Annotated in this window: 16 protein-coding genes; 3 read left to right on the forward strand and 13 right to left on the reverse strand. The window is 40.4% G+C overall.

From position 1 onward, the window contains the following. Positions 1-122 precede the first annotated feature (122 nt). The 9 genes from R2Q94_RS03985 to R2Q94_RS04025 form a co-directional block, all read right to left on the reverse strand. Complete coding sequence (locus tag R2Q94_RS03985; RefSeq protein WP_316820144.1) at positions 123-1,130, reverse strand: UbiA family prenyltransferase; 1,008 nt, start codon at positions 1,128-1,130, stop codon at positions 123-125. Beyond that, a complete protein-coding gene (locus R2Q94_RS03990; RefSeq protein ID WP_316820145.1) occupies positions 1,117-2,172 on the reverse strand; it encodes a hypothetical protein in 1,056 nt (351 codons plus the stop codon). The genes R2Q94_RS03985 and R2Q94_RS03990 overlap by 14 nt, the downstream gene beginning before the upstream one ends. A 2-nt stretch (positions 2,173-2,174) precedes the next feature. Further along, positions 2,175-3,335 carry a glycosyltransferase family 4 protein gene (locus tag R2Q94_RS03995; RefSeq protein WP_316820146.1) on the reverse strand — a complete coding sequence of 387 codons (1,161 nt, stop codon included), beginning with the start codon at positions 3,333-3,335 and terminating at the stop codon, positions 2,175-2,177. Then, positions 3,332-5,149 (reverse strand): ABC transporter ATP-binding protein, encoded by a 1,818-nt coding sequence (locus tag R2Q94_RS04000; protein ID WP_316820147.1) that lies wholly within the window; start codon positions 5,147-5,149, stop codon positions 3,332-3,334. Before R2Q94_RS04000 ends, R2Q94_RS03995 begins: the two co-directional genes overlap by 4 nt. 25 nt (positions 5,150-5,174) lie before the next feature. Beyond that, the gene (locus R2Q94_RS04005; protein WP_316820148.1) at positions 5,175-5,981 is read right to left on the reverse strand and encodes a methyltransferase, TIGR04325 family; all 807 of its coding nucleotides are present in this window, start codon (positions 5,979-5,981) and stop codon (positions 5,175-5,177) included. 6 nt (positions 5,982-5,987) lie between these two features. Then, on the reverse strand, positions 5,988-7,079 hold the full coding sequence (locus tag R2Q94_RS04010) for a DegT/DnrJ/EryC1/StrS family aminotransferase (RefSeq protein WP_316820149.1): 1,092 nt from the start codon (positions 7,077-7,079) through the stop codon (positions 5,988-5,990). After that, on the reverse strand, positions 7,066-7,437 hold the full coding sequence (locus tag R2Q94_RS04015) for an FdtA/QdtA family cupin domain-containing protein (RefSeq protein WP_316820150.1): 372 nt from the start codon (positions 7,435-7,437) through the stop codon (positions 7,066-7,068). Before R2Q94_RS04015 ends, R2Q94_RS04010 begins: the two co-directional genes overlap by 14 nt. Beyond that, the gene (locus R2Q94_RS04020; RefSeq protein ID WP_316820151.1) at positions 7,421-8,281 is read right to left on the reverse strand and encodes a beta-1,6-N-acetylglucosaminyltransferase; all 861 of its coding nucleotides are present in this window, start codon (positions 8,279-8,281) and stop codon (positions 7,421-7,423) included. Before R2Q94_RS04020 ends, R2Q94_RS04015 begins: the two co-directional genes overlap by 17 nt. 119 nt (positions 8,282-8,400) lie before the next feature. Continuing rightward, the gene (locus R2Q94_RS04025) at positions 8,401-9,900 is read right to left on the reverse strand and encodes a hypothetical protein (RefSeq protein WP_316820152.1); all 1,500 of its coding nucleotides are present in this window, start codon (positions 9,898-9,900) and stop codon (positions 8,401-8,403) included. A 170-nt stretch (positions 9,901-10,070) separates the two neighbouring features. On the opposite strand from R2Q94_RS04025, the gene R2Q94_RS04030 reads away from it, so the two are divergent. Both R2Q94_RS04030 and R2Q94_RS04035 read left to right on the forward strand, forming a co-directional pair. After that, on the forward strand, positions 10,071-10,982 hold the full coding sequence (locus R2Q94_RS04030; protein WP_316820153.1) for a glycosyltransferase family 2 protein: 912 nt from the start codon (positions 10,071-10,073) through the stop codon (positions 10,980-10,982). 5 nt (positions 10,983-10,987) lie between these two features. Beyond that, a complete protein-coding gene (locus R2Q94_RS04035) occupies positions 10,988-12,154 on the forward strand; it encodes a glycosyltransferase family 2 protein (RefSeq protein WP_316820154.1) in 1,167 nt (388 codons plus the stop codon). On the opposite strand, the gene R2Q94_RS04040 is transcribed toward R2Q94_RS04035, so the two are convergent. From R2Q94_RS04040 to R2Q94_RS04055, 4 genes are all read right to left on the reverse strand, one after another. Next, the gene (locus R2Q94_RS04040; protein ID WP_316820155.1) at positions 12,141-12,860 is read right to left on the reverse strand and encodes a 4'-phosphopantetheinyl transferase family protein; all 720 of its coding nucleotides are present in this window, start codon (positions 12,858-12,860) and stop codon (positions 12,141-12,143) included. The two genes, R2Q94_RS04035 and R2Q94_RS04040, sit on opposite strands and share 14 nt — an antisense overlap. Further along, positions 12,860-18,085, reverse strand: coding sequence for a non-ribosomal peptide synthetase (locus tag R2Q94_RS04045; protein ID WP_316820156.1), 5,226 nt, complete (start codon positions 18,083-18,085; stop codon positions 12,860-12,862). Before R2Q94_RS04045 ends, R2Q94_RS04040 begins: the two co-directional genes overlap by 1 nt. Before the next feature lie 12 nt (positions 18,086-18,097). Continuing rightward, on the reverse strand, positions 18,098-24,766 hold the full coding sequence (locus R2Q94_RS04050) for a polyketide synthase (RefSeq protein ID WP_316820157.1): 6,669 nt from the start codon (positions 24,764-24,766) through the stop codon (positions 18,098-18,100). A gap of 386 nt (positions 24,767-25,152) precedes the next feature. Then, on the reverse strand, positions 25,153-25,338 hold the full coding sequence (locus R2Q94_RS04055; protein ID WP_316820158.1) for a hypothetical protein: 186 nt from the start codon (positions 25,336-25,338) through the stop codon (positions 25,153-25,155). Positions 25,339-25,757: 419 nt separating this feature from the next. On the opposite strand from R2Q94_RS04055, the gene R2Q94_RS04060 reads away from it, so the two are divergent. Next, positions 25,758-25,982 (forward strand): CDGSH iron-sulfur domain-containing protein, encoded by a 225-nt coding sequence (locus R2Q94_RS04060; RefSeq protein WP_316749147.1) that lies wholly within the window; start codon positions 25,758-25,760, stop codon positions 25,980-25,982. Positions 25,983-26,365 lie beyond the last annotated feature (383 nt).

The raw sequence follows: 26,365 nt of genomic DNA on the forward strand, positions 1-26,365 counted from the left end.
TTATAAAGGAAAAGTGCCAATTACCTGGCTGTCCTTTTTTATTGCACTAATATAGAAATATAGCAACGGGTAGGCAAGATAAATGAGCGTTTTGTGTTCCAGAATGATAATTAAAATGATTCTTAGATTGTTTTTTTAAATAAAATGAACTTAATAAATTTCAGGTAATCTATTATGGCGTTTTTTAAGCCTGTATTAAACATGACCGAATGAATCGCTAATATGATCCAGTTCTGTGGCTGAAGCTGAACGGCGACCAGTAGGAGGGCAATTGGAAAAAAAACCTGATAATAATCAGCCATTAGAATCTGAAAGGGCTTGTCTTTTCTGAAAAGAATTAGAATCAGTTGGGTATGGTACATCAGATATCTAGCAAGGACCAATAGGAAATACAAGGCCAGGAAGACCAAGGCAAGCAAGGATTGTAACACATAAAGCATGATTATAAAACAAATGGACTCCAAGCACATGATAAGTACTGCCCGTTGCTTAAAATCTGCAGGAAGAACATGACTGGCGTAGGTATTGAGATTTACCTTAATATCGTTCTCCCGATCGGAAAACTGATGCCATAAAATACCTCGAAGACCATAACAAAATGACCAGCCGGCAATGGCGATAAACCATGGCAAATTTAAGTCCTGATGTGTTAGGTAACTCACACTGGAAACCATAAATAAGCTGGTAAATACATGTGAACCTGCCGCATCAGCCAATACTCCCCAGATCCCTCTGTTTTTTAAGCGGATTGGTTGTATAGAATAAAGACTGAAAACTATCCAGGAACATAAGTAGAGCACACAGGAAAGTAAATCTGGATAGAGGAAATAACCAAACATCAAACCCAGGGATATACAGAAGATAGGGATTAACCACCTCAGTTTTACTGGGATTTTCTGGATCCTGTTAGATTTACCGCTGGCCAGGTCTTCCTCAAGATCAGTAATGTCATTGATAACGCTCACGTAAATTGCACCGACGATTAAAGCTGCGAGTAAAAAAAGCAGCTGAAGGGCTATCTGATGTAGAGGGACATCAGACATTAAGGCCGTTGCATAGCCAATGGCCAGTAAAGGAGGGAGTTTATAGCCCCACCATTCCTGAGATCGGATTACTTTAAATACGCCCATTTTGTTGTTGTTTTTGAATCGAGTATAGCCTAAGTGCTTCCAAACAAAATCCGGTGGTTAATTCCTCCGATCCGTAGCATAAACGCTTTTTAGGACCTCCATAATACAATGCCCATCGGGGCCAGCCTCCGGATTTTTTCTGTTTACTGATGATAAACTCAACTGCCTGGTCAAGGATTGCTGTTTCATGGCCTCCGTTGATAAGCGTGATCAGACCTAATGCGGTATCCAATATTCCGGTTCCAAATGAGCCATCAGCATTGGCGGCTTTCAAAACCCGATCATTGATGGCAGATCTTGCAGATTCCATCTCTTTAATCCCTGCTTTGTAAATTCTGGAAAAGAAGTAATAAATCGTAAAAGGATTGCGGTACCAAAGATCACAATCAGCCTCTTTTTCCATTTTAATAATTTGAAGTAGGAAAGGAACAATAGCTGCAGTTTCTTCCTTATAGCCCAAATGAAAAAGTACATTGGCATTGACCACAGCATCGATATCGTAGCGTGAGGCCTCAGTGTTTTTCCAGAATAAAAAACTGCTGATTGGATGCTTCAGTTCACGCAGGCACAACAACCAGTAATCTTTGACTGGCACGAAAAATTTCCTGAAAGTGTACCAGGTATATAGTAAGCCTGACTTACTGCGGTTGGCTAGAATTATTTGTTCGTTTGAAGGATAGTCTTTATTTAAGGCATTTAGAACATAGGAAGCGCATACTGTGTTGTCGACATCTGGTGGACAAATGGGAAATAGGGGATTCAATACTGTGAAATTGTTCCAGACTCCAGCCCTCATGGTCTGGTATTGTAAAAACGCAGCTGTCCGGTCCAGTATCTGATTCACTACGGGCAAATGCCTCAATTGGAGTAGGGAATAGGCGATCAGGGAACTTGGAAAAATATTACTCTGGGTAATACACATTTTCATTGTATCTTCATCCCCGATATAACAGCAAAACTCTCCATTTGGAAATTGATGATCCTCCAGGAAATCCAGCCCTTTGAGTATAGCTAATTCAGTTAAGCTTTCAAGTGTTTCCATCGTTATTCGGTTAAAATTTCAAGGATGAGGTCTGCAAAAACTTGTTCCGGATGGTCAGGAACATTGGCTTTGACAAATTTTGACGCATTTTCTCCAATGGTTTTCCATTGTTCACGGTGTTGCCATGCACGTTCCATCGCATTGGCAAAAGAACGCTCATTTGCCTCTCCGATAAATCCTGTTACACCTTCCTCTACAAGTTCGGTATTTCCACCCGCATGGGTAATGATCACAGGTCTGCCTACAGACATGGCCTCTACCATGGAAAGCGGAAGTCCCTCACTCCTGGAAGGAAGTAGGAGTGCATGGTGACTTTCCCAGATCTTTCCGATGTCCTCTATTTGACCTGCAAAGGTCACATTAGTGATGTTGAGTAAGTTAACCATGTCTTTTAAACCTGCTTCATCAGGACCTTTTCCGATAAAAGAAACCTGAATCGGTCTTGATCTCCATTCCTCCTGGGCTAAAATTCGCAGCAGGATATCCTGGCCTTTATCCAATACGAATAACCTGCCTACACAAGCTAATTTATAAGTACCCTCAGCTGAGGGATAAGGTATCGGAGCACCAGCCAGTTTCACTGGATTGAATACTACTGAGGAATTGGACAATCTTTGGCCAAATTGCTCTTCAGTGAGCCTTTTGTTATGATGGGAAACAAAAAAGCAATGTTTTGCCTGTTGTAATACGTTTAACATCATTGCTCTGTCGTTTGGAGAAGGCCAGTAAAAGTCTACCGCTTTCTGCGAAATGATGACATAAGGTATCTTTAAACTTAAGCACTCATTGGCAAGCTTAAGTCCATCAAAATTGATTCCCTGCCCAATAATGACGAGTGCAGGTCGCTGTTTTTTAATGGCTTTTCTAAAAGTTTTCAGTTCCTGGTGCTGGTGTTTTTTTATTTTTAGCGTTGCTGCTACTTTATGAAAAGCACTTTTTGCCTTTTTTAAAAGTTTATATAAAGTGGGACTGCCTGGATCCAGTTCAATTAATTCTACGCCAATCTTTGCAAGTGCAAGGAATTCTGGCTGGGATTTGTTGATGTTGGATTTTAAGAGCGCAATCTGATAGCCATCTTGTTGAAGATAAGGAATACTTCTGGCCCAGAGTTCTTCACTACCTCCCCAGTCTGCCACGCAGCTTACAATTGCGATCTTTTTCATGTACTGTGATTTGTAGTGTTCTTACTAAACAATTTATAATAAGCACCGGCCATGGAGATCAGTTCATCATGTGTACCGGATTCTACAATTCGACCATTGGCAAGCATATAAATGTAATCAGCATGTTTCACTGCCGACTGTCGGTGGCTAATGATTAAAGCGGAACGGTTGCCGATTCTTTCCCGGAAGGAATCAAATAACAATTTCTCTGCAGTTGCATCTAAGGCACTCGTGGCTTCATCTAAAATGATAAAGCGGGAATTGCTGTAAAATGCGCGGGCAATGGCAAGTTTTTGCCATTGTCCGATACTCACCTCATGGCCATCTTCAAAGATTCTGCCCATGATGGTTTGATAACCATTTGGAAATTTATCCACAAATATATCTGCACCAGCATTTCTTGCCGCTTCTATAATTTCCTCCTGTGGACGATCGCCATAGATATCACCAAACCTGATGTTATCAGAAACGGTTACATTGTATTTTCCGAAATCCTGGAAGACAGCACAGATTTGTTTTCTGTACTCCACACTATTGAATGCCCTGATGTCCGTTCCATTTAATGTAATGTGCCCGGAGCTCGGATCATAAAGTCTGCACAACAGTTTTATCAATGTTGATTTTCCTGCCCCATTCATACCCACTACGGCAATTATTTTCCCAGAAGGAAGTTTAATGTTGATGTCGGATAATGTGGGTTTACTGGAATGAGGATAGCTAAAACTCAGGTTTTTTAACTCCAGATCGATATGGGGATCATTTGGAATTGGGAGTCCCTGCACAGGTTCAGGTAAACTACTTTCCAAATCAAATAACTCGAAAATACTTTTCACAAAAATATTATTTTGATAAAGTGTAGAAATACTAGAGGATAATCCTTGCAAGATACTGAAAGACTGAGGGAAAGCAACGAGGAATAAGGTGATGTCACCCACACTGGTGGTTCCATGAATACTCCCTATTGCGATGTATGCAATACAAGAGAAAAAACCCACTGCTGCAATGGTAGAAGTCATGAGTTCCTTGTAAGTCCGGCGTTTACTAATGTTAAGACGGGCGGCCAGTAAATCTAATCGAATATCGGAGTACAATTTACGAAGGTGCGGACCAAGCCCAAAGCTTCTGATTTCCTTCGCATGCACATCAGTAGTCAGGAGCGTACTCAGGTAACCGGATTTCCTCTCTAAAGCGGTTTGCGCAATCCTCAACGCATTTTGACTATCTGCAAAATTAATCCTGACCCATAAGGTTGGAATTACGAAAAAGGCCAGAATAGGAAACAACCTCCAATCAATAGAAACCAGCATTGAGCCGATAACTAAGAGGCTAAAGCTGTTTCTTGCAATGTCTACGATGGTAAAAACAATCAGATTTGGACGGTCTGTCCCCATATCCCTGGCTCTTTTCAGGATATCAAAATATTCCGGGCTCTCATAGAAAGAAAGGTCTAGTCCGATGGCACTTTCATGAATTTTACTGTCAATGTATTCCGCAACTTCTCCCGATTGTTTCTCCGTAATATAGCCGGAAATGGCTTTAATTGCCGTATAAAAAACGGCAGATAATGCGGCTAAAATTAAATATTTGATGACTTCTGATTCATTTTGAATGTTGTTGATTCCATGTTTGGAAATGGTGTCAATCAGCAACTTCAGCATATATAAGGACGAGAAGAACAAGGCACTTTCTAAAACAATAAATACCAAAGATATGGTAGTCCATGTTTTTGAAGCAGTCCATATCAGTTTTAAAATTCTTAAAAGATTAAGATTTGTTCTTAACTTATTAATTTTATTAGCGAATGATTCAATCATTTTATTTGGTAACTAACATACGATTTTAGATTTCCCAAAAGGAACCTTCATATCGGAAGGGTTTTAATTGAAGGTAATACTTTTCCTGAGCAGAAATGAAACTATACTGTTTTTTGTAAGCGACTTTCAATGCGTCTTCTATTTGGTTTTGGTCCGGGAAATTGCAAGGGTAGGATGCCTCAATTCCATAAAATACAGGGGGTACATACTGAATGGTCATTCTATCCCCAGCCTGGTCATTGTAAGCGATAAAATCAAGCATTACATGCGGTATGAGACTTTGTTTTACTTCCTCTAGCAATTGATACGGGTTTGGAAGGTATTGAAGTACATTGCAGATCAGGAATAAATCCACCTTATTTTCTGCCATACAATCTGCAATTGAACCATAAAAAGTAATGTGTTCATTTTCAAATTCCTTTTTGCCAGCTTCAACAAATGCGGGTTGTTCAATAATGCACCATTTCAGCCGTTTTAAATGTCTTAGAAAAGCTATGTTTTGGTAATAAGTTGTACCTAAGGAACCTCCAAAGTCAATTAGCGTAAGTTCATTGTCATTCTTGGATGCGACATACAACAATACACTAAGCAAAGGAAAGTTCATTTGAACCTGATCGTAAGCAATCCCATCGCGTTCATAGGGAATTTCCTGATTGATTACCCTTAAAGTACTCTGCTTGATTTTGTTTAGAATATGACCTTCATCATAGCCTCTGCAATGTTGCTTTGCAGTGTCATAATTAGGGTATTTTCCCTTCCATCCATATTTAAAACTATACCATCTGAGACTATGGACAATAGGAGGAATGGATTCTTTTACAAGATAATACATGAGCGATTAAGGATTGAATTTGTTCAGGACTTCAACCACCCGTTGAACATCCTCTTTACTATGGGCAAATGAACAGGGTAAACTTAGCGTATGCAGGTGAATTTGACTGGAAATTGGATATTCGAAATGAGTTAGGTGATTTTTTAATGCGGCCTGGTTTTGAGGAGCCACCGGGTAATGAATCTCAGTTCCAATACCATGGTCCAATAAATATTGTTTTAACTGATCTCTTTTCGGGTGTAGTATATTGAAAATATGGTAAACATGGTGAAAATCAGGATCAACAGTTGGTTTGATGAAATCATCTTTCAGGCCCTGGTGATAAATGCTTGCTAAGCTTCGTTTATGATTGTTGATTTCATCCAGATGAGGTAGTTTTACCCTTAAAAAGGAAGCCTGAAGTTCGTCCAATCTGGAGTTATAGCCAACTATACTGTTATGGTACTTTTTCTCTGAGCCATAATTTCTTAGTTGCCTGATTTGATGACTATCTGCTTCATTCTTACAAATCACGGCTCCTGCATCGCCTAGCGCACCTAAGTTTTTCGTAGGATAAAAACTGAAAGCACCAAAATCACCGAAAGTTCCTGCAAGCTTATTTTTGTATTTTGCACCATGAGCCTGCGCACAATCCTCTATAACTTTAAGTCCATGTTCTGCGGCTATTTCCAAAATAGGATCCATTTCACAACATAATCCATAAAGATGAACGACCATTATGGCAACTGTTTTGGGCGTAATTGCCGCATTAATTTTTGCAGGATCCAGGTTATAGGTTTTTGGATCAGGTTCTACCAAAATAGGGGTTAAGCCACAATGCAGAATGGATAAAATAGTAGCGATGTAAGTGTTGGAAGGTACAATTACTTCTTCTCCAGGCTGGAAGTTACAGCATTTCAAGGAAAGGATTAATGCATCCAGCCCATTGGCCACACCAACAACATGTTGTTCATTGTGGTATTCTGCAAATTCCTTTTCAAATAAAGCAACTTCATCTCCCAGAATATACCAACCTTTAGCTATGAATAGATCGAATTTGTTTCGTAATTTTTCTTCAAATGGTCTATTTAAAGTTTTTAGATTTTCATACTGTATCATAGGGCTCGTAAATATAGTCTTTAGGATCAAACGCAGTGGAAGCAAGGACTAGCAAAATTGCATCCGACGAAAAATCATGCATCACATGCCAGTCTTCCGGCAATAAAAATAAACACTTTTCAGGACTATCGAGATCGAAAATCTCAGTTTTTGAACCGTTGTTATTGGTGATTTTGCAGGAACCTTTAATACAGATTGCTGCTTGGTGGGTTTCATGATGCCTGTGTCCGCCACGATCAGTCTGATCGACATCATAAATGTAAAATAATCTTTTAATTTCAAATGGAACAACCTGATCCAATACGGTCAGTACGCCTCTGCTATCTTTAAAAGTTTGAATGTTAGTAATGTGGGCCATTTTTTAGGATATGGTTGTCAATTAAATCTAGAATTTCAGGGCTGTTGACCACATCAAATTTTCTGGCAAACAACATTTCTGTCTTTTCTAGTTTTTCGTAATCTGTTTCATTTAATACTTTAGGGTTTGCACCACCAGCACTCCAGTCAATATACCTGTAGTTATTATTTACAACCCTATCTTTGTATTTAGAGTTGAGAATTAGCGTCTGGAATACAAATTCATCACTCGCCCAGCTAAAAGAGAAGAACTGGCGCAGCTTTTTATCATTTTCTACTTTATGCACTACATACATGGCTACTTCCGGACTCAACATCCAAAACATGGATTTGCCATAAGGATGCAGATTGTGAGGTAGTTTTCGATTGGGCATAATTTTATTAATGATTTTTTCCAGGCGGTGTTTCCCGGGAAAACTGTAGCTCGATAGAAAATAGTTTTCCATACGGATCAAGCCTTCCTTCCAATCGTTTTTGAAATCCCTGTAACTCAAAAATTCCTTGCCTACATTTTCTTTGAAGAAGCTATAGATTCTTTGAGGGGATTTTAGAGGGTAGTCCTGGCCACTTAAAAAATTAATAAATTTATAAGGAATTCCCGTCCCAACAATTTCCTTAATGCATTCGAAAGTAGCAATGACCGTACTAAAGCCCGCCCATTTTACATCCACCCGGTTGTTGATGAAATAAACATTTGGAAGTGCCTCAAGAAATAAATGTGGATTGATATCAAATTTCTTATCTACATGAATATAGAAGTCGAAATTCTCATGATACATCATTTTGATCATTCTTTCGGTCTGCTTGGGATTGGTATAAGTTAATATCAAATGGGCGATACGCATGTTAAAGTAAAAGTTTCACTATGAAAATATAGTGCCAATATGTTAGGAATCCAAGAAGTTCTTAGATTGTGCCTAAAATATTACAGGCTGTTTAATGATTTCTGACTGAATTAGACCGATCAATTTTCCTTTAAAAGGGCTAATCCAGCATAGGTACAAACGCGATAGGAATGATCATCTTCCTGAGCTGCATCCCCACGTTGCATGCGATAATAGAAAGTTTGTTTTTCTGTAACAGGATTTTGAAGTAACAATTGCCATGTTTTTCCAGAGCCTCTTAATTGTAAGACTTTGTTTCCTGGAATTTCATAGGCTTCTGCTTTGCGCTGCTTTACCGGTAAATCATAAACAATAGTAATGATGTTTCCTTTAAAGCTGATTTTTAAAATTTGTGGAGGTAATTTATCTTTAAAAGGATCTCGGATTCTGGACCTGTCGGTTTTGTAAATATTGACCAGGCCGGTTTTAGGATTAAAAGTAACATCGTTGATTCCAGTGGCTTTGACATTGGTGATCTCTCCGCCCTGTACAAGAAAACTCATGTTCCTGTAAATGACATTTGGATCAACTGCATCCATATCCAAAACAATGTGGTATTTTCCTTTTGCCGGATCATACTTTTCTTTAATGACCTTTACTTTCGCTTTTGTCTTTACATAATCCATCAATTCTTTTGAGGAAGTCATCCATACGCTATCCCGGTTCCCAGGGTGATGCTTGATGTAATTTATAAAGTCAAAGAAAATTTTAGCGCCTTCTTTGTGATCTCCAAACGGACCATGACTAAATGCAGCACCAATTAGTTTTTTTGATTTTTCGGGATGATTCAATACGTAATCAACAAAACTTTTTGAGTTCTTAAGCTCGGAGGAATTCCATTGGTCGCCTAAATTTGTCCTGGAAATTAATACTTTATTAAAGTTCTGGCTTTCCATGCGAATCACACTTCCCCAACTTATATTTTCATTGCCGGGATTATTATTACCATCTGGTACAGGTTCTCCGAATTCTGAGCTGATCAAAGGATAGCCCAGCTGAATCCCAGTTTCTACGAAACCTTCTTCATTTGAAGGAATCGCAATTTCCGTCATCCGATAATGGGTATGACGCCACAGATTTTTTTCGGCATCTTTTAAGGCCTTTAATTTATCTGTCCCACCGTGATTTAAAGTATGGTTCATCATGGAATGCCCCTTAGACACCATTTCTGAAATCTGTGACCAGGACGTTACGTTTGAAGAACTGCTGTGTTCTTCATTGGGATTAATCGCAAAAGAATATTTATAGCCAATATTTTTACCTGCACCATCAGTATAGCTGAAGCCAGGATAGCGTTGCCCATCAATTATCCCACCAGACAATACCTTATAAACAATGTTATAATCTGAAGCCAGCCCGTCGTCTTTCATCAACAGAAACCCCTTACTTTTATTAAAGGCTAAGTCGGTAAAATGCAAACCAGGTTTTTTGACTTTTTTTAGGTCTATATCTATAGTTACCAATCTCGAAGTATCACCTAAACTGAGCATTGGGATTACTATAGCCGAATCATTAGCGCTGTGCTCTAATTGTCGCCCTACAGTAACCGGTCGGTTACATTGCGTCAGTGACGTACTCATAAGTATGCCCAGATATTTTAATACCTTTGATAGCTTATTTAGTGATGACATCTTTTTTAAGCATGGGTAACTGCTGTTTTATTTTTACTTAATTTAACGATTACAATGATAACGTTTTTAACAATTAAATCCTTAAAAAATGAGTAATCAAAATCCTATTTTTACACCAGATGAAACTGACTTCTATAATTTCTGTAAATTTTAACCAGCCTGAAGTAACATTAGCCTTCCTGCAATCGGTAAAGGACAATACGATAGGCATCCCAATTGAATTGATTTTGGTAGATAATGGGAGTAAAGAGGATAATGGTCCCAGGTTTTTAGCTGCATATCCTGAATTGATCTATTTGCGTTCTGAACAAAATCTTGGCTTTGCAGGCGGAAATAATATGGGAATTAAAATCGCTAAAGGTGAGTTCTTGTTGTTATTAAACAACGATACAGAAATCAGCCCTAATCTGATTACCGTACTAACAGAGACCATGGAGCAGGACCAGGAAATAGGCATCATATCTCCTTTAATACTTTATTATGACCAGCCAGACATCATCCAATATGCGGGTTTTACAGAAATGAATTACCTCACGGCGAGGAATAGAGGGATCGGTAATATGGAAAAGAACGAGGGTCAATTTGATTTGGATAGTCGAGAGACGGGCTTTTGCCATGGTGCAGCAATGATGTGCAGGAGGAAAGACCTCAATCATGTTGGACAGATGGCGGAAAACTATTTCTTATATTATGAAGAGTTAGATTGGTGTGAACAGTTTAAGCGGGCAGGAAAGAAAATCTGGTTCTGCGGAAAAACAAAAATCTATCATAAGGAATCGATAAGTGTAGGTAAGGAAAGTAGCATCAAAACTTATTTCATGACCAGGAACCGGATGCTATTTATACGTAGAAATACCAGTTTTCTAAATCTCTTGCTTTTTTCTTGTTTTTATATCGGTGTTGCTTGTCCAAAACAAATATTTATTTATCTTAAAAAAGGAAGAACAGATTTGATAAAGTGGGTATTTAGAGGAATCATGTGGAATTTTAGCCACAGTAAAAGCAGTGAGAATTTAGGTTTTAAAATATAGCATTAATGATTATAATTTTCTGGATCAGCATTTTTCTGATCATTTATACATTTGTAGGATATGGTTTCGTACTTTACTTTCTGTTAAAGATCAAAAACCTAATTATAAAACCTTTCATTTTCCAGGAAGGAAAAGAGTTGCCAAGAGTAAGTTTGCTGGTGGCGGCCTATAACGAATCCGAAATTATTGAAGAGAAAATCAAGAACACACTGGCTCTGAACTATCCTAAGGACAAGATTCAGTTAATTTTTACCACAGATGGATCCTCTGATGACACCCCAGATAAGGTGCGCCAATTTTCAGAAATTACCTTACTTCATATAGATAGCCGAGCAGGTAAAATGGCTGCTATCAAAAGAGCAATACCATTTATCAATGGGGAAATAACGGTTTTTACCGATGCCAATACATTTTTGAATAAGGATGCGCTCCTGGAACTGGTGAAGCATTATCAAAATCCAAAAGTAGGGGCAGTTGCAGGAGAAAAAAGAATACTTGTTCCTGAAACCGCAGATGCAAGTTCTGCTGGCGAGGGCTTTTACTGGAAATATGAATCCTTGTTGAAAAAATGGGATTATGCCTTGTATTCAGGTGTAGGTGCCGCAGGCGAGTTGTTCAGTATCCGAACGGCATTATATCAGCCTGTAGAATCAGATACCATCATTGATGATCATATGATAGCGATGCGCATCGCTGAAAATGGATACATCATTGCTTATGAACCCAATGCTTATGCTATGGAAACGGCTTCTGCCGATGTAAAAGAAGAGTTAAAGCGAAAAATTAGAATTGCTGCAGGAGGAATCCAATCGATTTTAAGGTTGAAAAAATCTGCCAATCCATTTCATAATCCCATTTTTACATTTCAATATATCAGTCACCGTGTTTTAAGGTGGACCATCACACCATTTCTTTTAATACTGGCTTTCATTTTAAATGGGATTATTGCCATAGAAACAGCTGCTCCGTTTTATCAGATTCTATTTGGCCTGCAGGTCATATTTTATACGCTTGCGCTCATCGGGTTCTATTTTGAAAATAGAAATATCAGAATTAAAGCCCTGTTTATTCCCTATTATTTCTGTATCATGAATTATGCGGTGATGGCAGGCATTATCAGGTATTATAAAAAGAACCAAAGTGCCGCCTGGGAAAAGTCTAAAAGAAAGTAAATGCTGTCGTCAGATCCCAGAACACAAATGGCTTTTCTATAGCGGGGTTGGCTGTTGTGAAAAGATGATTTGCTGTTGCAAGATAACTGGTTACTTGGTAGTTTGTTCCATTCCTTAGGATTTGTCTTTGAAGGCTGGGTACTGTCTGAAGTTGTTCTTCAATTCCTTCTCCGGTAGCTTTGATAATGGCCTCTTTTCGGGTCCATATCAGGTAAAATGCCAGCATAGGTTGATCTGCCATTTCTACCAGCAGTATTTCTTCTTTTGAGAAACAAAGAGCCATTATATCCTGGTATTGGAAATTCGGATCGATATATTCCAGGTCAATTCCAATGTCGGTGCTACTGAAAGCAATGGTGATTAAATCCCTGGAATGACTAACATTGAAAAACAAACCATCCATACCAGGTTTCTTATTTGCCATCAGTTTAAAAACCAATTCGGTAGGAGGGATCCCCGTAAAAACAGACAGTAGTTTTCTCAGGAAATACTTGCGCACCGTGTAGTTTTCTTTACTTTGTTGCTGGAGAAACCGGGCAGCTTTAGCGAGTTCTTCGGCAGAAAGAATGTCCTCTGCTCTTATTTTTTTAAAATAATCACTGGCTTTAATTTTGAAGACCTGGACAAGATCTTTCAGAGAAAGATCCTGCCCGTCGTAAGGTCGCCAGTGAACAGCTCCATTTAATAAGGTTTCAGCAGTTTCCATTAAATTTTGTTGAGCGCATCCTGTAGAATTCTTGCAAATTCTTCATTGTTTGGTGGATAAAGGAAAGTCTCATGGTCGCCTGGCACATAATGACGTTCAATTCCTTTTTTCGCATATTTTGCCCAGCCGAGTGAATGGTTGTCATCCAGGAAATACAACCTTTTTCTTACCGTAAACAGACTGATTTTAAGTGCTTCCGGAACCATTGTGTAGTGGTTGTGTGCCTGATCGTAGCTATTGTAAATCTTCTTTTCGTATGGACTGAAATGGAGGGTGTAATCTTCCCCCATAGGTAAGTTCTTACCATTTATCTTGCGTTTCAACATTTCCAGCTGATAAGAGAATGATTCAGCGGGGTACCGGAAGAAATTACCGATAAGAAAAGGAATCTTGTAAAATTGTCTTTTAATTTTATTAAACAGTTTTGTAGATTTTGTAACTGAGCTTCCTACATCTCCGGCATAGGTGTCCATGATACCTAAAAACTTAACTTCTTTGCCCATACTGATGAGCTGTTTAGCCATTTCATAAACGATGAAACCACCCAGGGAATAGCCGGATAAAGAATAGGGACCTTCTGGCTGCACTTTTATGATTTCTGAGACATATACAGCAGAAATTTCTTCGATGCTATCTGGAAGATTGGCTTCCTGGTTTAATCCTATGGCCTGTAAACCATAAAGTGGTTGGTCTTCATCCAGGTATTTGCTCATCGACTGGAATACCATTACATTTAATCCACCTCCATGAACCATAAAGAGGGGGTGTTTTGATCCCGAAGTTTTGATGGGTACCAAAGCTTCCCAGCTTACTTCCTGTTCAGCCGGACTTAGTTTTTTTGCTAGTTTCTGAATATTGGCATTTTCAAATAATGTAGCCAGCGGTAATCTCTTTCCGGTTTCTTTTTCAATTGCTGCCATTACTTTTACTGCCAATAGGGAATGTCCGCCAAGCTCAAAAAAATCAGCAGTGGTATCCATATATTCTAATCCCAAAACAGCCGACCAAATGTCAAAGACCATTTGCTCTGTCTTATTTTGAGGAAGCTCTCTCGCTTGCCCTTGATGGCCAGATTTCGGCTGGGGTTTCGGCAATGCCTTCTTGTCGATTTTATGATTAGGAGTAAGTGGAAATGCTTTTAAAGCGATAAAGTCTGTTGGTACCATATAATCTGGCAGTTGACGGGCCAGCGTTTCCTTCCATTCTGTTATCGTTTTTTTAGAGAGAAACAGTTCATTTGTGGAATCAGGCGTTTTGGCAAAGTCCAGTAAATTTAGATTTCTGAGGTCCATTTCAGGAGCTGCCGGAACAAGTTGTTCTGTTCCGTTCTTGATGAACACCACATCATATTTACCATCTGTACCATCCGAACTCCAGCGAATATGTGTACGGAAACCCAGTTTTGCACCTAATTCCCAAAAATCGTCCGGATGAATTCCTGTTGATACCTGTGTCAGTTGTTTTTTAATGTCGCCGACGAGGGCGGTGGCAGGAGCAGATTGCAACCAATCCAGTAAGGTATGGTCTTTTGCTGTTCTGGAATTGAAAACTCCATTGATCGCAATGCAGTTTGTAGCTTCCTGAGATAATAGTGTCGTTACCGCATTCAGGTCCTGCAATGTGGCGAAATCCAGAGATACATCCGGATGGATCGTTTTATGATTGGAATTTACATAAATCCAAACATCATAATGATATTTTGTGGTTTCATTTAGGGAGCTTCCTTCCCTAAGTTGTACATCTACCGCAGAAATCTCAGGCATTAATTGAGGTAAGAGGTAGAAAAAGGCAGGGTCTGCAACAAACTCGTCTTCAATCCTAACCCGGTTGTTTACCACTTCATGGAAATCCGGTAGTGTGCTGGTATCTTTTGCATTGGCGAGATAGTCCATCGCATGATACATGGTTAAGCTGTTTTTACCTTGCATATCGCCAATAAATAAACAGCCTCCAGTTTTTAAACGCGCTATCGCAGCAGTGATCACCTTCAGGAAATACGCGGTGTCTGGAAAATACTGTGCCACACTGTGGATCAGTATCAGATCAAATGAGGAACCATTGAGGCCACTAAAATCATCAGCAGCATTGGCCATGGTTTTAACATGAGGCCATTTTCCGGGATGTGTATCCAGTTTTTCCTGTAGCTTTTGAATCGCCGTCTCCGCATAATCTGTCGCCAGATAGGACTTGGCAAATGGAGCAAGCTCAAACATGAGCTGACCACCACCGCTACCAATCTCTAAAATATCCTGAGCATTTAATGCCTTAATCCTTTGTGCAGATACCTTCAGCCATTCCGCCGCCTGTTCCACCAAGCTTTCGCTATTCTTCCACTGTTCCAATAAAATCCCATCAATTTTTTGTTCAGATTCTGCTTTTCCAGCTGAAGATGATGCGGCCATATCATAAATGGTATCCCAGCGGTCTTTCCAGGAAGGAGTTTCATTATTTGTAAGTAATGTTTCCGGAACCACATAAGCGACCAGTTTTTGTTCCGCCGATTGGTCGGCTCTGGCCAGAACTACAGCTTGCTTTACATCCTTGAGTTCAGTAATACAATTTTCGATTTCCCCAAGCTCTATCCTGTGGCCGCGAATTTTCACTTGCTGATCAGATCTGCCCAAACAAATGATCTCGCCCTCTTCTGTAAATTTTCCAAGGTCGCCGGTTTTATACAGCCTGCCTCCTGGTTTTCCACTGAAAGTATCTTTGATGAATTTTTCTGCGGTCAATTCCGCTTGATTCAGGTAGCCTTCCGCCAAACCTTCGCCACCAATTAAAATTTCTCCGACATTTCCTGGAGGCACCAGTTGTCCATGCTCATTGACCAGATAAATACTGGTATTGAAAATTGGCCTTCCAATCGTGATCTGTTCATCATCTTTTTTAACTTCTTTTAAAGTCGACCATATGGTGGTTTCTGTAGGACCATACATATTCCATAAAGACGCACAACGCAGTAATAATGCTGTCGCCAGGTCTTTAGGCAGCGCTTCACCACCACAAAGTACCTTTAAAGGGAGCTCATTGTTCCAGCCGGATTCTACCATCATTCTCCAGGTAGAAGGTGTGGCTTGCATGATGCTGATGTTTTTTGCCTGAATCAAATCTAATAATAAACGTCCATCTCTTGCAGTTTCTGTATCACATATTACCAATTCTGCGCCGGTAATGAGTGGCAGGTACAATTCCAGGCCGGCAATATCAAATGAAATGGTAGTAATGGCCAGTAAACGGTCTGAAGGAGTAATTCCAGGTGAGCATTGCATACTCAGTAGAAAATTCAGCAAATTGCTATGGGTAATTTTAACTCCTTTAGGTCTTCCTGTAGATCCCGAGGTATACAATATATAAGCGAGGTCATGACCTGAGAGATCGACAGCAGCTATTTTTGAGCTTTGGTTTTGCAATTCAGGCCAAATCTCCTCTATGATTAATTCAGTGGCTGCTGTGGGATATTTACCTTGAAGGTTTTGGGAGACCAACAATATTTTCACTTTGGAATCTTCCAGCATGTAGACAATACGATCCTGTGGGAAATCCGGATCCAGAGGAAGATATACGCCACCAGCTTTAAGGATCCCGAGTAAAGCAACCAGCATTTCTATTGAGCGGTCGGTTGCCAGGGCAATGATATCTCCGGTTTTGATTCCATGGTCAAGTAAATAAGCAGCAAACTGATTTATACGAACAAGGAGCTCTTCATAGCTCAGTTGCTGAGCTTTAAAAGTAACCGCTTTATGAGCCGGAAACTTTAAGGCGGCTGCTTCGATCAGCTCCAGTAAAGTACTTTTTTTATCAATATCAACTTCCGTTTGATTCCATAGTTTCAACTGATCCAGCCAGGCTTCTGAATTAGCCTGGGTATGGTCCTGTATTGTTTTTCCAGGTTCTGCGATAATTTGATTTAGCAGTTGTTCAAAATCTTTGGCCATTTTCTCAATGGAACCGGCATTGAACAATTGGGTATTATAAGTCCATTCTAAAGTAAGTCCACGTTTAGAACTGGTGGCATTCAAAAACAACTCAAACGTTTCGTAAGCTCTGGGATTAGAAATCAGCTCATAGCTCAATTGATCAAATGATACCGAGTTGTCCATGCCCATGTCAATGTTGAAAACAACAGGGACCAATGGAATCCTGGAAGGATCTCTTTTTAGGTTTAGTGCTTTGACCAACTGTCCAAATGTGAACTTTTGATGGTCATAGGCATCAAAGAATGCTTTCTTTCGTTTTTTTAAGTACTCAGCGAAGCTGAGCTCTGGTTCAATCCTTGTTTTCAAAGGAAGGAGGTTTACACAGTGGCCAACCAATCCGAATTTCTCTGTTGCCGCTTGTCCGGCAGCAGGGAGCCCCACTGTCAGTTCCTGCTGATGGGTTTGTAAGTAGAGAAATACCTCAAATGCGCTCAGCAAAGTGTTCACCAGACTCGCTCCGGAACTTGCCCCGGTTTTTTTGAGCTGTGTGACCATTTCCAAAGGAAGATGTAAATCAAACCTGGCTGCTTTATAGGTTCTAACTGCTGGTCTGGGGAAATCGGTAGGTAGATCTAAGACCGGCACATGGTCCTGGTACATCTGTAACCAATAATTGAGTGTTTCCCGGTATTCCGGACTTTGCTCAAAAGCCATCATCTCAGTCGCATAATCGCTGATCTGCGGAGGCGGACTTAAGGCCAATGCTTTTCCAGCTAACTTTGCATTGTAAATCTTACTCAAATCTTCCAGAAATACACCGGTAGACCAACCGTCACTAATGACATGGTGTTTAACAATGGTAAAGAAATGGTGATTATCGCTTTGTTTGTGTAAGAATAAGCGCAATAACGGACCTTCCTGCAAATCGAAAGGATTTTGCATTTCTTTTTCTACAAACGCTTTCAAAATGCTTTGCTGATCGATTTCCCCGGAGAGGTCATAGATTGAAAGAGGGATGTCCAATGATTTATAGACGATCAGAGTTTCCCCATTCGGACTAACTGTAGCTCTTAAGGCTTCGTGCCTTTCTACGACTTCCTTAAGGGCAGCAGAAAAATGGGACAAGTGGAGTTCGCCCTTAAGATCCAGGGACACCGACTCGTTATAAGCCAGGTTCGCGGCAACTTCTCCAATCATACAGGAAAGCCAGATTTCTTTCTGTGGCTCATTTGTGTATACGATCTTCGAAATCACTTTTGCTTCTTCAAAAGGATTAAAATCAACTGGGGTAAAAGTATATTGGGACATTAATTATTTGATTTAATTTACCTGAAGGTACTTTCCTGGATTTTTTTCATCCTCAATAAACCAGGCCGGATTACCTGCTTCGTCTTTTCCTAATCTGGCATTGCTTAACGGCGGATGACTAAATATATCTTTTTTTAATGAGATTTTCTCTTCTTCCACTGGATGATGATAGACAGGTATAAAACCGGCAGATTTTAATTCTGTTAAGCAGACTTCAAAAGTATGTATGATCTTGTCAATGTCGTCCTGACTATGGGCGGTGGTCAGGAAACAGGAGAAACCCTCTAAAATATGAATGCCTTTTAACCTCATCAAGGTAAAGAACAACTCAGTATAAGGATATTCTTCCAAAAACTTAACGCGCCATAAAGAACCAAATTGTGCAATAAACATCGGTACCTCCAGCTTTTTGATGATCCCGTTTAGGGTGTCTGCAATGTATTTGGTTTTTTCATTTAAATCGGATTGCAAACCAGGGCCCTGTTCCTTCATATAGTTTAAAGAAGCTTTGGCTGTGGCCAGAGCCAGGGGATGGCGAACAAAAGTACCAGCAAAATAGGTGACGCCAATTTCCGGAATGGAATCGTCTCCGTATTGCCAGAAACCACCATCTAATGCATCCATAAACTTCCTTTTACCAGCGATGATGCCGATAGAAATACCCGCACCAGCAACCTTCCCATAAGTCCCCAAGTCGGCTTTGATGTCAAAAAGACCCTGAGTGCCCCTTGGATGGAAGCGGAAACCCGAAATTACCTCATCAAAAATCAAGGCCGTGCCAGACTGTTCTGTTAATGCTCTTAATTCTTTCAAAAAGGCAATAGGCTGGAACTCTGGTCTGCGACTCTGAACAGGTTCAACCAATACAGCAGCAATTTCATTTGCACGTTCTTTAATGATCTTTAAAGATTCTTCAGTCCCATAATCCAGAATCAACATATTCTGTACTGCCTCCGGCATAATGCCTGGTGCAGCCGGGAAAGACTTCAATTTCTTACTGCCCCTTACAATCACTTCATCCACGATTCCATGGTAAGAACCGGTAAAGGCAACAATCAGGGACCTACCGGTTACGGTACGTGCAATACGCATTGCGCCTAAAACCGCCTCAGAACCCGTGTTACATAAGGCAGAACGGTCGAAATCAGTAAACTCACAGATGAGCTTACTGACTTCTCCTGCAAGTTCATGCTGCGGGCCAATCTCATAACCTTTTTCTATCTGTTCTAATAATGCGTTTTTGATCACTTCAGGTTGATAACCCAGCATATTTGAACCAAAGCCATTTAAGGCGTCGATATATTCATTGCCATCTAAATCCCAGAATTTACTTCCTTTGGATTTATTGATCACAATAGAATAAACCAATTCCTTCGTTGCCGGTTTAAATCCTGAAACGACCCTGGGATCGGCCATATGTGCGCGGTTTTCCTGGGTGTAGGCCTTGCTGGCCTTTGTTTTTTGAGTATATCTGGACGTTAAATCGTCCAGGTATTGTTGCTGGGCAGGATTTAAAACCGCAGATTGTTTTTCTATCTTAGGACTCGCACCAAAAGGTTTTTTTATCTCAATGAGTTCTTCGGCTGTTAAATCAGGCGTTTTTCCATTGGTTAAGGTCAGACCAGGATTAGAACCATGGTTCGTTTCTGGAAATGGGGCGGGCGGTATTACAGTCACTGTTTTACTAGCCAATGGTTGCCCTTGTAATAAAGCCACTTGTTGCGACAGCAGGCTGATCTGCTGACTGATCAATTCCATTGCTGTGGCGGTATGTGATGTAGGGTAAGCCGATCCATTATGCTGTTGACCATTTACCGGATTGGGAATAGCGATAGCTGCTGAAGGTGTGGCAGCATGGTTTACACCTGATGGAGCTAAATTTTCCGGAGGCAGCTGCTGATCCAGGTAATTCGCCAAAGATTCAAGATTATTGAATTCTTCATTTAACTGGCGAAAGGTAATAGGTACATTAAAACTCTTTTTTAAGGCAATTGCGATTTGTGTCAATAGCAGGGAATCCAATCCCATTTCTATGAAGCTGATTTCTGCAGGTGCATCCTGCATATCTATTCCTGAAGTATTTTCCAGAATGTCTTTGATCTGACCGATTAAGGATTGCTTTCTCATTACTGGTGAAGGTTGTAGGGTTGATGTAATAGGTGATTCTTCCATATAAACTGGAGGAGTAAAAGCAGCCGTTGAAATAGGAGGCTGAACCCAATATTTTGTTTTGTTAAAGGCGTAAGTAGGCAGGTTTGTTAACCTGGTAGGTTTGTCTTGACCATAGAAAGCAGACCAATTGTTTGGATAGCCATTTGACCACAACTGTCCAAAAGCCCTCAGGATACTGTGGTAAGCTGATTCACTTTCCTTTGGCATTTCCATTGAACTCAGGATCAGGTTATCTTTCCCCAGTGGCTGCTGGCGTAAAAACGTAGCAGTAGCATTACCCGGTCCCATTTCAATAAATGCTTTGCCCTGATGCTCAGAAAGCAATAATGCCGCGGCATTGTCAAACTGTACGGTAGCGCGTAAATGATTGGCCCAATACGATGGATCTGTAGCTTCTTCATCTGTAAGTTTTCTTCCTTTAACGGTAGAATAGATAGGTAGTTGCGGAAGATTAAATTTCAGTGCCAACAATTCTTTTGTGAAAGGCTCCAATACAGGATCCATCATAAAGGAATGGAAGGCATGGCTGGTATGTAATAACCTGTTGGCAATTTCCTTTTCATTTAACAGCGTACTGAATGCAGCGATACCTTCATAAGTACCCGCCAGGACACAAAGATCGGGGGAGTTGACGGCGGCCAAAGCCACATCTTCCGGAAGCATTGGTTTTATTATTTCTGCTTTCTCACGAACAGAGAGCATACTTCCTCCGGGAAGCTCACTCATGAGTTGTCCCCGGGTAGCAATGATATTTAAGGCATCTTTTAAATCAAATACACCTGCAAAATGGGCAGCAACAAATTCTCCAATACTATGACCGATGAAAGCAGAAGGAAATACCCCCCAGCTCATCCAGAGTTTAGTTAAAGCATAGCCGATCATAAATAGGGCGGGTTGGCTGTACTTTGTGTTTTTTAAACGTTCCTCTGCCGCGGCATCAATTTCCTGAGGATAAATTATAGCCAGGAGACTTTCCTTTAACTTAGGACTTAAAAGCAGGTTACATTCGTCCATTGCAGCACGAAATACAGGTTCATGATCGTACAATGCCCTGCCCATGCCCGGAAATTGTGCTCCCTGTCCGGGGAAGGTAAATACCGCTTCTCTAATGACACCTGGATTTTTTTTAGTTTGTGCAGGGGATAAATTTTTTCCTTTTTGTAATTCTGATTTTAGCGATTCCAGATCTGAAGCGAGGACAAATCTCCGGAATGGAAAAGTTTGTCTGAACTGATTCAAAGTGTAAGCGAGGTCAGCAAGCTCCAGCTTTTCCTCCTGCGCCAAAAATTCTAATAACTTTTCGCCATACTGATTCAAGCTTTGCTCGTTTTTAGCAGACCAGCAAACTACTTGTAAGGGAAGGGAGGTTTTTTTTATTGCCTGAGCTTTATTCAGGTGCTGATCTTCATGCGACTCCAGAATCAAATGAACATTTGTACCTCCAACACCAAAAGAACTGACTCCCGCCAGTCGACGCTCGCCTTTCCATTCCTTTAAACTGGTGTTCACGATAAAAGGACTATTTTCAAAGTCGATATTTGGATTTGGTTTGTTGTAATTGATGCTGGCGGGAATCTGCTGATGGTATAAGGCCAGACTGGCCTTAATTAATCCTGTCACACCTGCGGCACAGGTGAGGTGACCGAAATTACTTTTCACCGATCCAATGGCACAATATTGTTTGTGCTCCTGTTGTCCAAATGCAAGATTCAAGCCTTCAATTTCAATAGGATCGCCTAAAGGGGTTGCTGTGCCGTGTGTTTCTATATAGCTGATCTGAGCAGGATCTATTCCTGCATCATTAATGGCCATTCGTATGGCTGCCGCTTGTCCTTCTGCACTTGGTGCAGTGAAACTGCCTTTGCCTCCTCCATCATTACTGATCCCTATCCCTTTGATGACGGCATAAATCTGATCGCCATCTCTTAAAGCAGCATCTTTATCTTTAAGTAATACTACGCCGGCGCCATCACTAAATACCGTGCCTTCTGCTGCGGCATCGAATGGCCTGCAATGTCCATCATTACTCAGCATTGCACCTTCCTCATAAAGATGTCCCACATTCACCGGCGAATTAATGGTTGCGCCGCCAGCAAGGGCCATCTCACATTGGCCAGTTCTAATGCTCTGTACAGCCTGAGCGATGGCAAGGAGAGAAGTAGAGCAGGCAGACTGAACATTTACCGCCGGGCCTTTTAAATTAAGTGTGTATGCGGTTCTGGTGGCAACATAGTCTTTATCATTTACGGTGACCACCTGAAACTTTCCTACATTGTCGATCAAGGCTGTATTTGGCACTACATTATTTGCATAATAGGTATTGACGCGGACACCAGCAAAAACACCAGTTGGCCCTTCATCGTTACTGGCCGCATAACCCGTTTTTTCCAATAACTGCCAGGCTATTTCCAGAAAGACGCGTTGTTGAGGGTCCATAAGTTCTGCTAGCTTTGGACTGATGCCAAAGAAAGCAGCATCAAAGCCTTGAACTTCCTCTATGATACCTCTTGCCTTCACATAGTCAGGATGGTTCCTGATCTCGGGAGCTACGCTTGGGTCTAACTCTCCATCAGAAAAGAATTTTGTACTTTCTTTTCCAGCCTTAAGCAGCTCCCAGAGCTCATTTACTGAATCTGCACCTGGAAAGCGGCCAGTCATGCCAATAATGGCCACCTCAGTATCCTGGTTTTTCGTTGTTTTTGTGTTTTTATAGGTTTTGGCCTGGTCTTTTCCATCCAGAAATTCTGCAATGTCCCGGATTCTTGGGAATTGGTATAGTTTGGTGACCTGCAAGTGTAAGCCGTGTTTCAGTTTTAATAAGGCAACAGATTTTTGTGCCAGTAAGGAATTTCCTCCAAGTTCAAAAAAATTGTCATCAATGCCTACCCGGCTCAAACCGAGGATTTCTTTCCAGATTTCTGAAAGGTAATTTTCTGTTTTATAATTGGGTGCCTGATAACTGTTGGTCAGGAGCTTTTCTACCTCCGGATCTGGTAATGCTTTTTTATCCACTTTTCCATTTGGACTAAAAGGCAGGGCCTCCAGGGGTACAATCAGCTGCGGCACCATGAAAGCTGGTAGTTTGCTTTCTAAATAGCCGATTAACGTTTTCTTATCGTAATGCTCATGAACTACTACATAAGCCACTAGTCTTTTGTCACCCAGCAGATTTTCTTTGACCAACACTACGCCTTGTTTAATGCCTGGTGCAGTCTGCAGGATGCTCTCAATCTCTCCAAGCTCGATTCGATAGCCGCGGATTTTTACCTGATCATCAATTCGGCCCAGGTATTCAATTTCTCCATCTTCCCGTTTCTTTCCAAGATCGCCGGTCAGGTATAAGCGTGCATTGGGTTCATTAGAGAAGAAATCTCTGACAAAGCGTTCTTCAGTAAGCTCTGGACGGTTTAAATAACCTCTGGCTAAACCAGAACCTCCGATATAAATTTCGCCAGTTTCATTAATTCCTGCTTCTTTTAAGTCTGGATTAACGATATATACCTTTGCCTTGCTAAAAGGTTTGCCAATGGGAATGGTGTGGTCGTAAACGGTATTCCCATTGACAAGGTGTAAGAGTTTACCAATGGTTGTTTCTGTAGGTCCATAGTGGTTTACGATGCTACAGGTATTTCCAGCTGGAGGCTTGATTTCTTTAACCATACTGGCACTTAGCGCTTCACCTCCAAAAATCAATATTTGCTGAGGCATTAAGTCAATGCCCGCTAATGCCAGAGATTTCCAATGAGATGGTACAATCTTCAGGCAGTCGATTGCATGTGTGTTGAAATAAGGATGTATATATTCCGGATGGTTAAAGTTCTCCTTGCTGAATAGATGTAAAGTGCCTCCCAGCGCCAATGAACTAAATATGGCCGTGTTTCCAAGGTCAGTGGCCATAGTTGCACCTACCGCATAGTTTTTGCAGTCAGATAAAGGCAAATGAGCAGCCAGTCCAAGTATATAATCTGTCAGGGAATGATGTTCAATCATGACACCTTTAGGAACTCCGGTAGAGCCTGAGGTATAAATCACATAAGCGATTTGATCCGCTGAGACTGTCGGGACAACAGCATGATCTGGTAATCCGGAAAGGATAGACCAGTCCTGATCTGCCAGAACAATTTGTAATCCCGTAGCGGCGCTTAGAAAAGACAAAGATTGTAGATCTGTGATCACTAGTGTAGCTCCGCTATCCTGAACCATGTATTTCATGCGTGCTACAGGAAAATCTGCATCAACAGGCACATAGGCGGCTCCAGCTTTGAGTATCCCAAGAATACCGATCAGCATGTTTTTAGGATCATTCATGCAGATAGGAACCAGCGATTCCTGCTGAATTCCCTTGCTCATCAGATAATAGGCAAGTTGGTTGGAAATCTGGTCTAATTCCTGGTAGCTGACATTTTGGTTTTCAAACGATACAGCAGTTTGAGAAGGTATTATTTTGACTTGTTCTGAAAACAAATCCAGTATCGTATTTCTATCTGAAAAATGGGAGAGGTTATTCATATGGATTCACGTTAATCTCTTTTTATATTTGGTTCTTTTGCAAAAAACAGACTCTTTTTATTGAAATGATCATGATCAAAGGAAATTAAACATTTTGTCATAATCAAAAATACTAAAATAGCCGGTTTATTTATAGGGAAATAAACCTGAACAGGCCAGTTTAGACTGGTAAACCTTTGTCTCAGAATAAATCCGGGATCCTGAATTTTTATTTGTTGATTTGTTTCCTAAGGAAAAAGGAAGGAGTTGTTTTCAATGTTGAAAGAAAAAAAAAAAATCCCCTTCAGAAATAGAAGAGGACTGGTATGACTTATTGCCTGTATTTGTGGCATTGTGTACCCAATTTGCACAAAAAAAAGCCGCTTAAAAGCAGCTTTCTAAAGATATTATTTCTTTTCTGGTCCTTTTACTGAGGGGTTTTCCGGTGGAGTGGATACAATCTCTCCGAATTCATTCACATAAGCCATCATGCTTTCCAGATCACCACCAGTAGAGTTTTGTTGACGTTCAAGCTTACGCTGTTCTTTGTCTTCTTTTTTCTTCTGTCTGTTTTTTTCTAGTTGCTTCTTCATGAAGGTAGCCTGAGATTTAGCCATAAATTATATGTATTAGTTAAAAAATAACCTTCTCCTCTGGTTTTACCTATTCTATAGAGCCTGATTATCTGATTCCCCTATGGATCAATAATGGCAAGAATGTAATTTAATTCTCGGGAGGCAACGGATCAGCAACCTGGAGAAATTGAAACCTAATCATAAGATTGATCATGATTAGTGGGTAAGTAGTAAGAGAATAGTTGTAATGATATCCCGTTTCATGCAAATATAAACAATTTTAAGTTCATAATCAATTTTGAAGGCCCTTAAATCGCGGATATTGGCAGAAATGGATGTTTAAACGTTTTTCCGGCGCTTAATCTGAATGAATCTAAATTGCAATCAGGCGCCCTGGTTGAAATTTCAATTTCTATTTTTGTCAAAAATATTTAAAGATGTCAAAAACGAAATTAACGATAAATAATAATGGATCTGTGAAGATCGAGGGAGACTTTGAAATCGTAGATATGCAAGGTAACGAGTACGGATTACAAGGTAGAACTACTTTGTCGATTTGTCGCTGTGGATTGTCTGCAAATAAGCCTTTCTGTGATGGTGCACACCGTGGACATTTTGAGCATGATGCAGTTGCCTTTGAGCTGCCTCCACGAAAAGTATAAACTAATCTGGTTTTCTACCGCTTAGTAAGTAGGGTGTCCAATTCATTTTGGACACCCTATTTTTTTATCCAGCATGCATTAACTACAAGTTAATCCATTAAAGCTGATGAACCCAGGCTTCATAGTGATTTATCTCTTTAGTTTTTGTGATGCTTTTCTTTTGCTCAGCTAATACAGGAGTAAAATAAAAGGAAAAGAAAAGCAAAAGAGTAGCAAAACAGATAGCGATCTCTGGCGCTTCAAGAGCAAGCAAAAACAGTGGGAGTTGTCCTCTATATTTTTGAAAAGCAATCAGGAAATGTGGAGAAGGATTGAAAAAAACGAGTTCAATCTTACTGGAAATGATGGTTTCTTCTCAGCTTATTTTTATTTCTTTATGTGAT

Origin of the sequence: Pedobacter gandavensis (genome assembly GCF_032678465.1) — a bacterium.
GTDB classification, from domain to species: Bacteria; Bacteroidota; Bacteroidia; order Sphingobacteriales; family Sphingobacteriaceae; genus Pedobacter; species Pedobacter gandavensis_B.